Origin of the sequence: Brevundimonas sp. (assembly GCF_035999125.1) — a bacterium.
In the GTDB taxonomy this organism is placed as follows: Bacteria; Pseudomonadota; Alphaproteobacteria; order Caulobacterales; family Caulobacteraceae; genus Brevundimonas.
The window spans coordinates 143,381-156,567 of sequence record NZ_DASYGX010000007.1 but is presented as its reverse complement, the minus strand read 5'-3'; the positions used below and the strand labels follow the sequence as shown (position 1 = coordinate 156,567).

Here is a 13,187-nt window from a genome sequence, read left to right as displayed (position 1 = left end):
GTGGCGCGAAGCCGCTTCCACACCAGCGAGCGGGCGACGCTCGACCCGTTCGAGGCGCTCGAAGGCGCGGTGCCGCCGCGCGACCAGCGCGACCTCATGGAGCGGCCGTTCTTCAGCCTGGCCAAGGCCAAGCGCGTGAGGCCGATCCTCTACAAAGCCGGAGATACGGAAGTGCAGGTCTACGCCGTTCCGGAACATGGGCTCGCGACGATCTGGGACGCCGACATCCTGATCTGGGCGGGCTCGCACATCGTCGAGGCGCTCGACCGCGGCTTGCCGACCTCCCGCTTCTTCCGCTTCACGCCCTACCAGCTGCTGACCGCGATCGGCCGGGCGACCGGCAAGCGCGAGTACCAGCTGCTCAAGGGCGCGCTCACCCGACTGCAGTCGACCGTCGTGAAGACCACGATCCGGCAGGGCGCGCATTGGCGCAGGCAGCAGTTCTCCTGGATCAACGAATGGGAGGAGCTGACCACCGCCTCGGGCAAGTCGCTCGGCCTCGAATTCGTGCTCCCCGACTGGTTCTACCAGGGCGTCCTCGACCGTCGGCTCGTGCTCACCATCGACCCGACCTATTTCCGGCTGACCGGCGGGATCGAGCGCTGGCTCTACCGCGTCGCCCGCAAACACGCCGGCCGTCAGGCCGAGGGCTGGCGCTTCGAACTCCGGCACCTGCATGCCAAGAGCGGCAGCCTCGCCCGCTTCTCGGACTTTGCCCTCGACGTCCGCCGGCTCTCGCAGCGCCAGCCGCTGCCCGGCTACCGGCTCGAGATCGAGCGCGTGTTCGACCTCGCCGGCTTCGTCGGCGAGTTCATCGTCATGCGTCCGGTCGAGGCCGGCGAGGCTGTGGATAACCGGGCATCGACGCTGCCCAACTATCGGGACTTCGGACGCAAACCTATCGGGACTTCGGGCGCACGATTATCGGGACTTCGGGCGCAAGCCGTAAATACGGACGGCCGATTCAGCGAGCGAAACCAGCAGCTTCCGCTCGCGCTCGAACCGCTTAACTCTTCTAACGAATCTAACTTGAAAGAGGCGCGTGCGCCCGCGCGCGAGTCCGACGACCCCGCTCGGCGACGCGGAGCGCGGCCATGATCGTCGCGCTCCTCAACCAGAAAGGCGGGGTCGGCAAGACGACGCTCGCGCTGCATCTCGCCGGACGCTGGGCGTCCCAGGGCGCGCGTGTGCTGGTGGTCGACGCCGACCCACAGGGCTCGGCGCTCGACTGGTCGGCCGAACGCGCCCGCGAGGGGCTGCCACGCCTGTTCGGCGTCGTCGGTCTGCCGCGCGACCTCCTCCATCTCGATCTGCCCGAGGTCTCGCGTGGGTACGACCGCGTCGTCATCGACGGGCCGCCGCGTATGGGCGTCATCACGCGCTCGGCGCTGATCGCCGCCGAATTGGTGCTGATCCCGGCGACGCCGTCGCCACTCGATGGCTGGGCTTCGGCGGAGATGCTCCGGCTGCTCGGCGAGGCGCGGGTCTATCGCGCAGATTTGCCAGCCCGGCTCGTGCTCAATCGCTGCGCTGCGCGCACCGTCATCGCGCGCGAGACCGCGGCGGATCTCGCCGACCACGACCCGCCGGTGCTGTCCTCCCGCATCGGCCAGCGCATCGCCTTCGCCGACGCCGCCCGGTCCGGCCGGCTCGCCCACGAGGTGCTCGCCGGCGCGATCGCCGAGCGTGAGATCGCCGCGCTCGCCGCCGAGATCGACGGGCTCGCGTCATGAGCGCGGAGCGCACCAGACGCGGCTTCTCCGCCCGCCCGACCACACCGGAGGCTTGGGTCAAGGCGCCCGACGCGCGTGCGCCCACCGACAATCCCTACACCGCCCGGCTCACCATCGACGTCACGCCGGTCCTACGCGGACGGATCAAGATCACGGCCTTCGAGCGCGGGCTCACCGTCGCCGACATGCTGCGCGCGCTGCTCGAGCGCGAGTTTCCCAACGACTCCGGGGGCTCGCGATGAACGGCCGCACCCGCGTCGAGCTGCTCCACATCGAGGGACGGATCGAGCGCTGGATCCGCTTCGGCCGGCACGCCGAGGAAGAGATCCTCGACCGCCGCCGTCGCGCGCTCTGGTTCGACGCCGGTCAGATGTTCGCCTTCGTCCGCTGGGCGGCGAACGACTACGGCACGGCCGTCTCGCGCATCGACATCCTGCGTGCCGTCGAGCCGGGCGAGCCGCTCACCTCGGTTCCCGGCGTCGCGCCCGGCGGCGAGGTGCTGCTGCGGCTCTCGGGCTGGCCGAAGGTCGAACGCGCGCTTCGCGCCATCGACCAGGTCGAGGCGCTCCGGATCGATCCGGCCGACGCCTGCCCGGACCATTGGCGACACGTCCACAACCGCCTGACGGCCGGAGACGAACCGCGCGCCTACACGCGCGAGCGTCACCGCGCCTGGGCTCTCCGACGGGAGATCACCGCATGATGAAGACCATGATCGCGACGCTCGTCGCCTCGTCGGCGCTCGGCCTGAGCGCGCTACTGCCGCCGCCGCCGAAGCTGGTCTGGAACGCGTCGGAGAGCGTGCCGATCGGCCTGTACGCGATCAGCCCGGCGGGCGAGCTGAAAGTCACGGACCTGGTGCTCGCGAGGCCGCCCGAGCCGCTCGCAAGCTTTCTCGCGGAGGGCGGCTACCTGCCGCGGGGCGTGCCGCTGCTGAAGCGCGTCGCCGCGCTTCCCGGTCAGCGAGTTTGCCGCGAGGGGCTCAGCGTCAGCGTCGACGGTGTGCCGCAGGCCGAGGCCCGCGAGCGCGACCGCTTCGGGCGTGAGCTGCCGATCTGGACCGGCTGCCGCGTGGTCGCGGACGGCGAGGTATTCCTGCTCAACTGGGATAGTCCGGCGTCGCTCGACGGCCGCTACTTCGGTCCGATCCCCGCCTCCAGCGTCGTCGGCCGCGCCGCGCCCGTTTGGGTACGGGAGGAAGGCTGATGCTGCGCTCACCCCTTCCTTCCCGGTCTCTTCTCGCCGCGCTCGCCTTGCTCGCCGCGTGCAGCGACGGCGTCGCCGCCCAGGTCCAGCCCGAACGGCCGGCGAGCGCTTCGGCCGCCGTGGATCCCGTGTCCTCCGCGGTCGCCGAGGCGTCGCGGCGGTTCGGCGTGCCCGAGCACTGGATCCGGGCAGTCATGCGCGTCGAGAGCGCCGGGCGTGCCGACGCGGTGTCGAGTGCGGGCGCCATGGGGCTCATGCAGGTGATGCCAGGCACCTACGCCGAGCTGCGCGTCCGCTACGGCCTCGGCCCCGATTCGTTCGCCATCCGCGATAACGTCCTGGCGGGCACGGCGTATCTGCGCGAGATGTTCGACCGCTACGGCACGACCGGCATGCTGGCGGCCTACAATGCGGGTCCGGGTCGCTGGGAGGAGTACCGGGCCGGCGTCCGGCCGCTGCCCGCCGAGACGGTCGGCTACCTCGCCCGTCTCGGTCCCGTGCTCGACATCGCGGCCGTTCCGCTACCGCCGGCGCGCGTGACGGTCAGCGCTCCGTCGCCCTTCGAGGCGCCGATCTTCGTCGCGCTGCATGGCACTTCGGCAGCCGTTCCAGCGCCGTCAGATGAGCGGCGGCTGCGCACGATCGTCGCTGCCAACACGACCGTGGTTCCCGCGACCGGAGGCCTGTTCGTGCGGCGGGCAATCACGGAACCCGCACCGGCATCTGCGCCCCAAGCAGACGCCGCCCCGTCTGCTCAATCGACCGTCGCCGCGCCTCCCGTTCGCCCCGAAGCCGCGACCCCGCCTGCCGCCAACTCGCTGTTCCCGGCGCGATCCAGTCGGGAGGAGCCCAGATGAGCCGTCTCAGACCAAATCGCAGTCTGGCGGGTGCTGGCGTGCTGACGTGCAGGAGTCAGGAGCACGGGGCAGACAACAACCGCGGAGGGCAAGATAAAAGCGGCGGCCCTGTGGGCGCCTATGCGGTTGTTGTGGTTGGATTTTCTGACGATTTTGCGCAGGGGCTTGGTGCCGTGTCTGGCCTCACCCCCCTGCGCAGGCTCGCTTTTCCTGGCACCAACACTGTCTCGCCCATCCGATGAGCGCCCGCGACGACGACCTGCGCATCCGCCCCGGCCGCGTCCGTGATGGGGGGCGCGGGACCAAGACCAAGAGCTTCGTCGCCCAGGTGATGCGCGCCGCTCAGAAGGCCGGGCATGTCGGCCCGAGACTTGGGCACGGCGTCGGCCGTTCAACCTTCGGTCGGGGCCGCTCCGCCGCTGCGGCCGCGTCGCTCCGCTCGCCCTCGCGCCGCGTGCTGGTGAAGACCCGCATCGTGCGGCACAGGGGCACCCGCTTCCGCGCCGCCTCGCTCGCGACCCATGCCGCCTATCTGAAGCGCGACGGCGTCAGCCGCACGGGCGAGCCCGCCCGCATGTTCGACGCTGCTGGCGACGACGCCGACTCCCAGGCCTTCTCCGCGCGATGCGAGGAGGACCGGCACCACTTCCGCTTCATCGTCAGCCCCGAGGATGCCCACGAGCTCGCCGACCTGCGAGCGACCACCCGCGAGCTGATGGGGCAGATGAGCCAGGACCTCGGGTCGAAGCTCGACTGGGTCGCCGTCGACCATTGGAACACGGACAATCCGCACGTCCATGTGCTCGTGCGCGGCCGCGCCGATGACGGCTCCGACCTGGTCATCAGCCCCGACTACATCAGCCGGGGGCTGCGGGGCCGGGCCGAGGCGCTGCTCGAGCTGGAGCTCGGTCCGCGCAGCGAGCGGGAGATCCGCCACAGCCTGGAGCGCGACGTCTCCGCCGACCGGTTCACCGGCCTCGACAGGGCGCTGCGCGCGACGGCGGACGAGAGCGGCGGGATTATCGACCTTCGCCCCGGCGGGCCGGCGAACGGCGACAAGGAGGTGAAGCGGCTGATGATCGGCCGCGCTCAGCATCTGGAGCGGCTCGGGTTGGCGGAACCGATCGGGCCAGCGCAGTGGGAGTTGAAGGCGGGCCTGGAAGACCGGCTTCGCGAGCTCGGCAGCCGCGGCGACATCATCAAGACCATGCACCGGGCGCTCGAACGACAGGGGCTGAACCGGGGCGCCGATGTCGCGCTGCATGCGGAGACCGACGCCCCGCCGATCGTCGGCCGGCTGGTCGAGCGCGGGCTCCACGATGAACTGGCCGGCTCGGCCTACGCCGTCATCGACGGCGCAGACGGCCGCGCACACCATATCCGGCTCCCTGATTTGGATGCGACCGGCGACGCCGTGCCCGGCGCGATCGTCGAGGTCAGGCGGTTCGAAGACCGGACCGGCCGCGGCCGGGTGGCGCTCGCGGTCCGGTCGGACCTGACCCTGGCCGAGCAGGTCACCGCCCCGGGGGCGACCTGGCTCGACCGCCAGCTGGTCAGCAAGGCGGCCTCCGATCTCGCCGACGCCGGCTTCGGCGGCGAAGCTCGGGCCGCCTTGGACGCACGCGCCGAGCACCTCGCCACTGAGGGTCTGGCGAGGCGCCAAGGACAGCGCGTCGTGTTCGCGCGCGATCTGCTCGACACGTTGCGCCGACGGGAGCTCGAGAGCGCCGCTTCCCGGCTCGCCGCCGAGACCGGGCTCGAACACCGGCCGCATGCCCCTGGCGAGCATGTAGGCGGCACATACCGGCAGCAGGTCCGGCTGGCATCGGGTCGGTTCGCGATGCTGGACGACGGGTTCGGGTTCCAGCTCGTGCCCTGGTCGCCGTCGGTCGAGCAGCACCTGGGCAAACACGTCGCTGGTGTCGTCGCTCCGGGCGGCGGCATCGAATGGAGCTTCGGCCGCAAGCGTGGGCTGTCGCTCTGACCCTCCGATCTGCGCGATGGCACGCGCCAGCCCGCGACGGACGATCGAGAGCTGTTGCGCGCCCGCGCGACCTGCCCTCAGTCATCCGGCTCCCTCAAGCTCGGGAGCTGTCATGCCCGCGACGCGCATCCTCTGGGGCCAGGTCCTAGTGGTCTTCGCGATTATCTTCGCGACCAACCAGGCCGCGACCCAGTGGATCGCTTGGCGGCTCGCGTATCAGCCGCAGTTGGGCGACCCTTGGACGGTTGTGGCCGGCGTGCCGCTCTACCCCACGCCGGCCTGGGCGTGGTGGTGGTACTTCTTCGAAGCCTATGCGCCGAAGGTCTTCTACGAGGGCGCAGCCATCGCCGCCTCGGGCGGGTTCGTGTCGATCGCGGTCGCAATCGCCATGTCGGTGTACCGGGCTCGGGAAGCACGCGAGGTCACGACCTACGGCTCCGCGCGCTGGGCGACCCAAAAGGAGGTGCACGCCGCCGGCCTCCTCGGCCCGGACGGGGTCGTGCTCGGGCGGTACGCCCGCAGCTACCTCCGTCACGATGGCCCCGAACATGTGCTGTGCTTCGCCCCGACCCGCTCGGGCAAGGGCGTCGGTCTCGTCGTCCCGACGCTCCTCACCTGGCCGGGCTCGGTCATCGTCCACGACATCAAGGGTGAGAACTTCGGCCTGACCGCCGGCTGGCGCGCACGGTTCGGGCGGGTGCTGCGCTTCGACCCGACCGATACCGGGTCGGACGCCTACAACCCGCTGCTCGAAGTCCGACGCGGACCTTGGGAGGTGCGCGACGTCCAGAACATCGCGGATATCCTCGTCGACCCGGAAGGCGCGCTCGAGAAGCGGAACCACTGGGAGAAGACCAGTCACGCGCTGCTCGTCGGCGCGATCCTGCACGTCCTCTATGCCGAGGCGGACAAGACGCTCGCCGGTGTGGCCGCCTTCCTGTCAGACCCGCGTCGGCCGATCGAGTCGACGCTTCAAGCAATGATGGCGACACGGCACCTCGGCGACACGCCCCACCCGGTGGTGGCGTCGGCCGCGCGCGAACTCCTGAACAAGTCCGAAAACGAACGCTCGGGCGTGCTCTCGACCGCCATGTCCTTTCTGGGTCTCTACCGCGATCCCGTTGTAGCCGCCGTCACCTCACGCTGCGACTGGCGGATCGGCGACCTCGTCGAGGCGGGTCGCCCTGTCTCGCTCTACCTCGTCGTGCCGCCCTCGGACATCAGCCGCACCAAGCCGCTGGTGCGGCTGATCTTGAACCAGGTCGGGCGTCGCCTGACCGAGGAGCTGGAGAGCAAACGGCGACGGCACCGGCTGCTCCTCATGCTGGACGAGTTTCCGGCGCTCGGCCGCCTCGACTTCTTCGAGTCCGCGCTCGCCTTCATGGCGGGCTACGGCATCCGCTCCTTCCTCATCGCCCAGTCGCTCAATCAGATCGAGAAGGCCTACGGGCAGAACAACGCCATCCTCGACAACTGTCATGTGCGGGTGAGCTTCGCGACCAACGACGAGCGGACCGCCAAGCGCGTGTCGGACGCGCTCGGCACCGCGACCGAGATCCGCGACGCCAAGAACTATGCCGGTCACCGTCTGTCGCCCTGGCTCGGGCACCTGATGGTCTCGCGCCAGGAGACCGCGCGGCCGCTTCTCACGCCAGGTGAGGTCATGCAGCTGCCGCCGACCGACGCGCTCGTCATGCTATCGGGGGTGCATCCGGTCAGAGCAAAGAAGGCACGCTACTATGAAGACCGGCAACTGAAGGCGCGCATCCTCCCGCCACCGCGTTCGGCCGCATCCGCCGTGCCACGGGCGGCCGCAAGCTCGACGGACTGGTCCGCAGCTTCGGTGAAGGTGCCCGCATCAACGGACGGGCAAGAGGCTGATGCAGACGAGGCGAACGGCGGCATCCGGCGTGAGCCGGAGCTACCCGCCCATGAAGAGATCGTCCCAGCCCGGGCGCTTCCGACCGTCGAGCCTGAGATCGCCGAGCCGGATGACGATGACGCGATCCGTGCCCGTACCCTGCAGGCACGATCACGGGCCACGGCTCGGCAGGCCGCGATGGACCCGGATGACGGGATCGCGCTCTGATGGCGGCCAAGGACCGGCTGAACCTCTACTTCGACCCCGTCACGAGCCGAGCTCTCGATGACCTCGCGGCGCGCAAGAAGCTCTCGAAGTCGGCGATCGTGGAGGCGGCGGTCGCGTCCTTCCTGTCGCCGGACGGCTCCGACCGCCGGGAAGCGGCGCTGACCCGTCGCCTCGATAGACTCACCCGGCAGGTAGAGCGGCTCGAGCGGGACCAGACCATCACGCTGGAGGCGCTTGGGCTATTCATCCGCGCTTGGCTCACCGCAACGCCGCCCTTGGCCGACAGCGCCCAAGCTGCGGCGCAGGCGAAAGGCCGCGAACGCTACGAGAGCTTCGTCGAGACTCTCGGGCGGAGGGTGCAGCAGGGCCGGAGCCTGGCCAAGGAAGTGCTCGACGATCGTCCGCCGCCGGAAGGCAGCGCCACATCGGAAGACGAGCCGTCCTGATCTCCTGCCTTTCTTCGCTGGAGCCCTACTACGCCCTCGCGCGTGTTGAACGGCCGCCGATCCGCCGCTCATTAGTCGACCCCGTCCACTGAACCGCCTCGGCATCGGCCGAGGCCGATGGGGTCGAAGCCGTGACGATGATCGCCCTCCGCTCCGAGTCTCTCGTTCGCAGCAACCGCATGCTGCGGACCGCGCTCGGGCCTGCCATCGCCGCTCACCTCGACGATGCGGCTGTGGTCGAGGTCATGCTCAACCCGGACGGCCGGCTCTGGATCGACCGGCTTACAGGCGGTCTGGAAGATACCGGCGCGCGGCTCTCACCCGCCGACGGTGAGCGGATCGTCCGCCTGGTCGCGCACCATGTCGGAGCCGAAGTCCATCCTGGCAGCCCGCGGGTCTCGGCCGAGCTGCCCGAGACGGGCGAGCGATTCGAAGGGCTTCTCCCGCCCGTGGTGGCTGCCCCGAGCTTCGCGATCCGCAAGCCCGCCGTCGCTGTCTTTACGCTCGGAGATTACGTCGACGCCGGCATCATGTCGGCGGGTCAGGCCGAGGTGCTCCGCGCTGCCGTCCGGTCCCGCAAGAACATTCTCGTCGCCGGCGGCACCTCGACCGGCAAGACCACGCTCGTCAACGCACTCCTCGCCGAGGTCGCGCAGACCGGCGACCGCGTGGTGCTGATCGAGGACACGCGCGAACTCAAATGCGCCGCGCCCAATCTCGTCTCGCTGCGCACCAAGGACGGCGCGGCGACGCTGACCGATCTCGTCCGGTCGGCGTTGCGCCTGCGCCCTGATCGGATCCCGATCGGCGAGGTGCGCGGCGGCGAGGCGCTCGACCTCATCAAGGCCTGGGGAACCGGACATCCCGGCGGCGTCGGCACGCTCCACGCCGGCTCGGCGATCGGCGCGATGCGCCGCCTCGAGCAGCTCGTCCAGGAAGCCGTGGTCACCGTGCCGCGCGCGCTCATTGCCGAGACGATCGACCTCGTCGCCGTCCTCTCGGGCCGCGGCTCCGCGCGTCGGCTCGCCGAACTCGCCCGGGTCGAGGGGCTGACGCCGGCCGGCGACTACGACCTCACCCCAGCAGGAGACCTTCCGTGACCAAGACCATCGCTCGCCTGTCGGCCAGCGCCACCGTGCTCGCTCTGACCCTTCTATCCGCCCCGGCCTACGCGGCCGGCTCCAACATGCCCTGGGAGCAGCCGCTCCAACAGATCCTGGAATCGATCCAGGGTCCCGTGGCCAAGATCGTGGCGGTGATCATCATCATCGTCACCGGCCTGACGCTGGCCTTCGGCGACACATCGGGCGGCTTCCGCCGGCTGATCCAGATCGTGTTCGGTCTTTCGATCGCCTTCGCCGCCTCGAGCTTCTTCCTGTCCTTCTTCTCGTTCGGCGGCGGGGCGCTCGTCTGATGCTGGACAGCGGCGACCAGGTGGCCGGCTTCTACGCGCCCGTCCGGCGCTCGCTCACCGAGCCGATCCTCTTGGGCGGCGCGCCGCGGGCGCTCGCCATCATCAACGGCACGCTCGCCGCCGCGCTCGGCCTCGGCCTTCGCCTCTGGCTCGCCGGTCTCCTGCTCTGGCTCGTCGGCCACATGGCGGCGGTCTGGGCGGCGCGGCGCGATCCCGCTTTCGTTGACGTCGTGCGGCGGCATCTGCGCTATCCGGCGCATCTCGGGAGCTGAGGCGATGCTGAACCTCGCCGAGTACCGCTCCAAGCCGCAGGCGCTCCACGATTTCCTGCCTTGGGCGGCGCTCGTCGCCCAAGGCGTCGTCCTCAACAAGGACGGCTCGTTCCAGCGGACCGCGCGCTTCCGAGGGCCCGATCTGGATTCGGCGACCCCTGCGGAGCTCGTGGCGACGACCTCGCGCCTCAACAGCGCGCTGCGCCGGCTCGGCTCCGGGTGGGCGGTATTCGTCGAGGCGCAGCGGCATGCCGCCGGCGCCTATCCGGCCAGCCGATTTCCCGATCCCGTCTCGGCGCTCGTCGACTCCGAGCGGCGCGCGCAGTTCGACGAGGCCGGCGCGCACTACCAGTCGTCCTACTTCCTGACGCTCTGCTGGCTGCCGCCGGCCGAGGATGCGGCACGCGCCGAGAGCTGGCTCTACGAGGGCCGCGACCGCGCCGGCGCAGATGGGCGCGAGCAGCTCGCCGGCTTCGTCGACCGCACCGATCGCGTCCTGAACCTCGTGGAGGGCTTCATGCCCGAGGCCGACTGGCTCGACGACGAGGAGACGCTCACCTTTCTCCACTCGACGGCCTCGACCAAGCGGCACCGCGTCCGCGTGCCCGAGACGCCGATGCATCTCGATGCGATTCTGGTCGATCAACACCTCACCGGCGGCCTCGAGCCCGTGCTCGGTGAAGCCCATCTGCGCACGCTGACCGTGATGGGCTTTCCGTCGCAGACCTGGCCCGGGCTGCTCGACGACCTCAACCGGCTCGCCTTCGACTATCGCTGGGTCACCCGCGCCGTCTGCCTCGACAAGACCGATGCGACGAAGCTGTTCGGCAGGATCCGGCGGCAGTGGTTCGCCAAGCGCAAGTCGATAGCCGCGATCCTGAGGGAGGTGATGACCAACGAGGCGTCGGTCCTGATGGACTCCGACGCCGCCAACAAGGCGGCCGACGCGGACCTCGCGCTGCAGGAGCTCGGCTCGGACTTCGTCGGTGCGGCCTACGTCACCGCAACCGTGACCGTCTGGGACGAGGACCCGCGCATCGCCGACGAGCGGCTGCGGCTCGTCGAGAAGGTGATCCAGGGCCGCGACTTCACCGCCATGATCGAGCGGGTCAACGCCATCGAGGCCTGGCTCGGGAGCCTTCCCGGTCACGTCTACGCGAACGTCCGACAGCCTCCGCTTTCGACCTTGAACCTCGCCCACATGATGCCGTTCTCGGCGGTGTGGGCGGGTCCGGAACGGGACGAGCATCTGCAAGCGCCCCCCTTGCTCCTCGCCAAGACCGAGGGTTCGACCCCGTTCCGGCTTTCTCTCCACGTCGGCGACGTCGGCCACACGCTCGTCGTCGGCCCGACCGGCGCCGGCAAGTCGGTGCTGCTCGCGCTTATGGCGCTGCAGTTCCGGCGCTACGAGCGCTCGCAGATCTTCGCCTTCGACTTCGGCGGTTCGATCCGCGCCGCCGCGCTCGCGATGGGCGGCGACTGGCACGATCTCGGCGGCTCGCTGACCGACGACATCGCCGAGCCGGTCGCCCTGCAGCCGCTCGCTCGGATCGACCAGGCCGACGATCGCGCCTGGGCCGCCGATTGGATCGCCGCGATCTTGGGCCGGGAGAAGGTCGAGGTCACGCCCGAGGTCAAGGAGCACCTCTGGTCGGCCCTGACCAACCTTGCCTCGGCGCCCGTCCACGAGCGGACGCTCACCGGCCTCTCGGTCCTCCTGCAGAGCCAGCCGTTGAAGCAGGCGCTCAAGCCCTATTGCGTCGGGGGTCCCTGGGGCCGGCTGCTCGACGCCGAGGCCGAACGGATCGGCGAGGCGGACGTCCAGGCGATCGAAACCGAGGGCCTGATCGGCACGGGTGCTGCCGCTGCGGTGCTCGCCTACCTCTTCCACCGCATCGAAGACCGGCTCGACGGCCGGCCGACGCTGCTGATCATCGATGAGGGCTGGCTCGCGCTCGACGACGACGGTTTTGCCGGGCAGCTGCGCGAGTGGCTGAAGACGCTCCGCAAGAAGAACGCCAGCGTCATCTTCGCCACCCAGAGCCTCGCCGACATCGACGGCAGCCGCATCGCGCCGGCCATCATCGAGAGCTGCCCGACCCGCATCTTCCTGCCCAACGAACGCGCGCTCGAGCCGCAGATCGCCGCCGTCTACGAGCGCTTCGGGCTGAACGCCCGCCAAATCGAGATCCTGAGCCGCGCGACGCCCAAGCGCGACTATTACTGCCAGTCGCGGCGCGGAAACCGCCTCTTCGAGCTCGGCCTGGGCGAGGTCGCGCTCGCCTTCACAGCCGCCTCCTCGAAGTCCGACCAGGCGCTGATCGGCCGGCTTTTCGCCGAGCACGGCCGCGACGGCTTCGCCCGCGCCTGGCTCGAAGCCCGTGGCGTCGCCTGGGCCACCGACCTTCTCGCCACCGTCAACCAGGATACCGACCGATGACTTCTCGTCGCCGCACCTTGCTCGCCATCAGCGTGGCAGCGTTCACCCTCACGACCGCCATCGCACCCAGTCAGGCGCAGGTCACCGTCTGGGATCCGACCAACTACACGCAGAATGTCCTGCAGGCGGCGCGCTCGCTGCAGCAGGTGACCAACCAGATCACCTCGCTTCAGAACGAAGCGCAGATGCTGATCAACCAGGCGCGCAATCTCGCGAACCTGCCATACTCGTCGCTTCAGCAGATCCAGCAGTCGGTCGCCCGGACCCAGCAGCTTCTGCAACAGGCGCAGCGCATCGCCTACGACGTCCAGAACATCGACCGAGCCTTCCAGACCACCTACGCGCCGGCGAACGCCTCGACGTCCGCCCAGAGCATGGTCGCCGGGGCGCGGGAGCGCTGGGAGACCAGCGTCGCCGGCTTGCAGGACGCGATGCGGGTGCAGGCGGGCGTCGTCGGCAACATCGACACCAACCGCGCCGAGATGTCGGCGCTGGTCACCCGCAGCAACGGCGCGACGGGCGCGCTGCAGGCCGCGCAGGCCGGCAACCAGCTGCTCGCGCTCCAGGCTCAGCAGGTCGCCGACCTGACCGCCGCCGTCGCGGCGCAGGGCCGCGCCCAGGCGCTCGAATCCGCCGAGCGGCAGTCCGCCGCCGACCAGGGGCGCGAGCAGCGCCGCCGCTTCCTCGAGCCGCGGTCGAGCTACCAGCCGACCACGGTCACGATGTTCCACGACCGCTGAGCCGAG

Annotated in this window: 13 protein-coding genes and 1 pseudogene; all 14 read left to right on the top strand. The window is 70.1% G+C overall.

Translation table 11 applies throughout. The annotated features are described in order from the left end of the window. A pseudogene (locus tag VGN45_RS06340) lies at nt 1–831 on the top strand (replication initiator protein A); the annotation flags it as partial. A 263-nt stretch (nt 832–1,094) separates the two neighbouring features. After that, nucleotides 1,095–1,733 carry a ParA family partition ATPase gene (parA, locus tag VGN45_RS06335; protein WP_327460498.1) on the top strand — a complete coding sequence of 213 codons (639 nt, stop codon included), beginning with the start codon at nt 1,095–1,097 and terminating at the stop codon, nt 1,731–1,733. After that, a complete protein-coding gene (locus VGN45_RS06330; RefSeq protein WP_327460496.1) occupies nt 1,730–1,975 on the top strand; it encodes a ribbon-helix-helix protein in 246 nt (81 codons plus the stop codon). The genes parA and VGN45_RS06330 overlap by 4 nt, the downstream gene beginning before the upstream one ends. Beyond that, nucleotides 1,972–2,436 (top strand): DUF2840 domain-containing protein, encoded by a 465-nt coding sequence (locus tag VGN45_RS06325; protein WP_327460494.1) that lies wholly within the window; start codon nt 1,972–1,974, stop codon nt 2,434–2,436. The genes VGN45_RS06330 and VGN45_RS06325 overlap by 4 nt, the downstream gene beginning before the upstream one ends. Next, complete coding sequence (locus VGN45_RS06320; protein WP_327460492.1) at nt 2,433–2,939, top strand: S26 family signal peptidase; 507 nt, start codon at nt 2,433–2,435, stop codon at nt 2,937–2,939. The genes VGN45_RS06325 and VGN45_RS06320 overlap by 4 nt, the downstream gene beginning before the upstream one ends. Next, on the top strand, nt 2,939–3,796 hold the full coding sequence (locus VGN45_RS06315; RefSeq protein WP_327460490.1) for a lytic transglycosylase domain-containing protein: 858 nt from the start codon (nt 2,939–2,941) through the stop codon (nt 3,794–3,796). The genes VGN45_RS06320 and VGN45_RS06315 overlap by 1 nt, the downstream gene beginning before the upstream one ends. Before the next feature lie 238 nt (nt 3,797–4,034). Then, a complete protein-coding gene (locus VGN45_RS06310; protein ID WP_327460488.1) occupies nt 4,035–5,780 on the top strand; it encodes a relaxase/mobilization nuclease domain-containing protein in 1,746 nt (581 codons plus the stop codon). Between the two features lie 112 nt (nt 5,781–5,892). Then, on the top strand, nt 5,893–7,869 hold the full coding sequence (locus tag VGN45_RS06305) for a conjugal transfer protein TraG (protein ID WP_327460486.1): 1,977 nt from the start codon (nt 5,893–5,895) through the stop codon (nt 7,867–7,869). Then, the gene (locus tag VGN45_RS06300; protein WP_327460484.1) at nt 7,869–8,315 is read left to right on the top strand and encodes a CopG family transcriptional regulator; all 447 of its coding nucleotides are present in this window, start codon (nt 7,869–7,871) and stop codon (nt 8,313–8,315) included. Before VGN45_RS06305 ends, VGN45_RS06300 begins: the two co-directional genes overlap by 1 nt. 179 nt (nt 8,316–8,494) lie before the next feature. Then, complete coding sequence (trbB, locus tag VGN45_RS06295) at nt 8,495–9,415, top strand: P-type conjugative transfer ATPase TrbB (RefSeq protein ID WP_327461230.1); 921 nt, start codon at nt 8,495–8,497, stop codon at nt 9,413–9,415. Beyond that, nucleotides 9,412–9,729 (top strand): TrbC/VirB2 family protein, encoded by a 318-nt coding sequence (locus tag VGN45_RS06290; RefSeq protein ID WP_327460482.1) that lies wholly within the window; start codon nt 9,412–9,414, stop codon nt 9,727–9,729. Before trbB ends, VGN45_RS06290 begins: the two co-directional genes overlap by 4 nt. Continuing rightward, on the top strand, nt 9,729–10,001 hold the full coding sequence (locus VGN45_RS06285; RefSeq protein ID WP_327460480.1) for a VirB3 family type IV secretion system protein: 273 nt from the start codon (nt 9,729–9,731) through the stop codon (nt 9,999–10,001). Before VGN45_RS06290 ends, VGN45_RS06285 begins: the two co-directional genes overlap by 1 nt. Before the next feature lie 4 nt (nt 10,002–10,005). Next, nucleotides 10,006–12,441: a conjugal transfer protein TrbE gene (trbE, locus tag VGN45_RS06280; protein ID WP_327460478.1), complete on the top strand. Its 2,436-nt coding sequence runs from the start codon at nt 10,006–10,008 to the stop codon at nt 12,439–12,441. Beyond that, entirely contained in the window at nt 12,438–13,181 is a 744-nt protein-coding gene (gene trbJ, locus VGN45_RS06275) for a P-type conjugative transfer protein TrbJ (RefSeq protein WP_327460476.1), read from the top strand. The genes trbE and trbJ overlap by 4 nt, the downstream gene beginning before the upstream one ends. Nucleotides 13,182–13,187: the final 6 nt, after the last annotated feature.

Bases quoted from the DNA above. Each gene is read 5' to 3' on its own strand.
- parA (WP_327460498.1), top strand. From the start codon at position 1,095: ATGATCGTCGCGCTCCTCAACCAGAAAGGCGGGGTCGGCAAGACGACG.
- VGN45_RS06315 (WP_327460490.1), top strand. From the start codon at position 2,939: ATGCTGCGCTCACCCCTTCCTTCCCGGTCTCTTCTCGCCGCGCTCGCC.
- VGN45_RS06325 (WP_327460494.1), top strand. From the start codon at position 1,972: ATGAACGGCCGCACCCGCGTCGAGCTGCTCCACATCGAGGGACGGATC.
- trbE (WP_327460478.1), top strand. From the start codon at position 10,006: ATGCTGAACCTCGCCGAGTACCGCTCCAAGCCGCAGGCGCTCCACGAT.
- VGN45_RS06305 (WP_327460486.1), top strand. From the start codon at position 5,893: ATGCCCGCGACGCGCATCCTCTGGGGCCAGGTCCTAGTGGTCTTCGCG.
- VGN45_RS06310 (WP_327460488.1), top strand. From the start codon at position 4,035: ATGAGCGCCCGCGACGACGACCTGCGCATCCGCCCCGGCCGCGTCCGT.
- VGN45_RS06285 (WP_327460480.1), top strand. From the start codon at position 9,729: ATGCTGGACAGCGGCGACCAGGTGGCCGGCTTCTACGCGCCCGTCCGG.
- VGN45_RS06320 (WP_327460492.1), top strand. From the start codon at position 2,433: ATGATGAAGACCATGATCGCGACGCTCGTCGCCTCGTCGGCGCTCGGC.
- VGN45_RS06300 (WP_327460484.1), top strand. From the start codon at position 7,869: ATGGCGGCCAAGGACCGGCTGAACCTCTACTTCGACCCCGTCACGAGC.
- trbB (WP_327461230.1), top strand. From the start codon at position 8,495: ATGCTGCGGACCGCGCTCGGGCCTGCCATCGCCGCTCACCTCGACGAT.
- trbJ (WP_327460476.1), top strand. From the start codon at position 12,438: ATGACTTCTCGTCGCCGCACCTTGCTCGCCATCAGCGTGGCAGCGTTC.
- VGN45_RS06330 (WP_327460496.1), top strand. From the start codon at position 1,730: ATGAGCGCGGAGCGCACCAGACGCGGCTTCTCCGCCCGCCCGACCACA.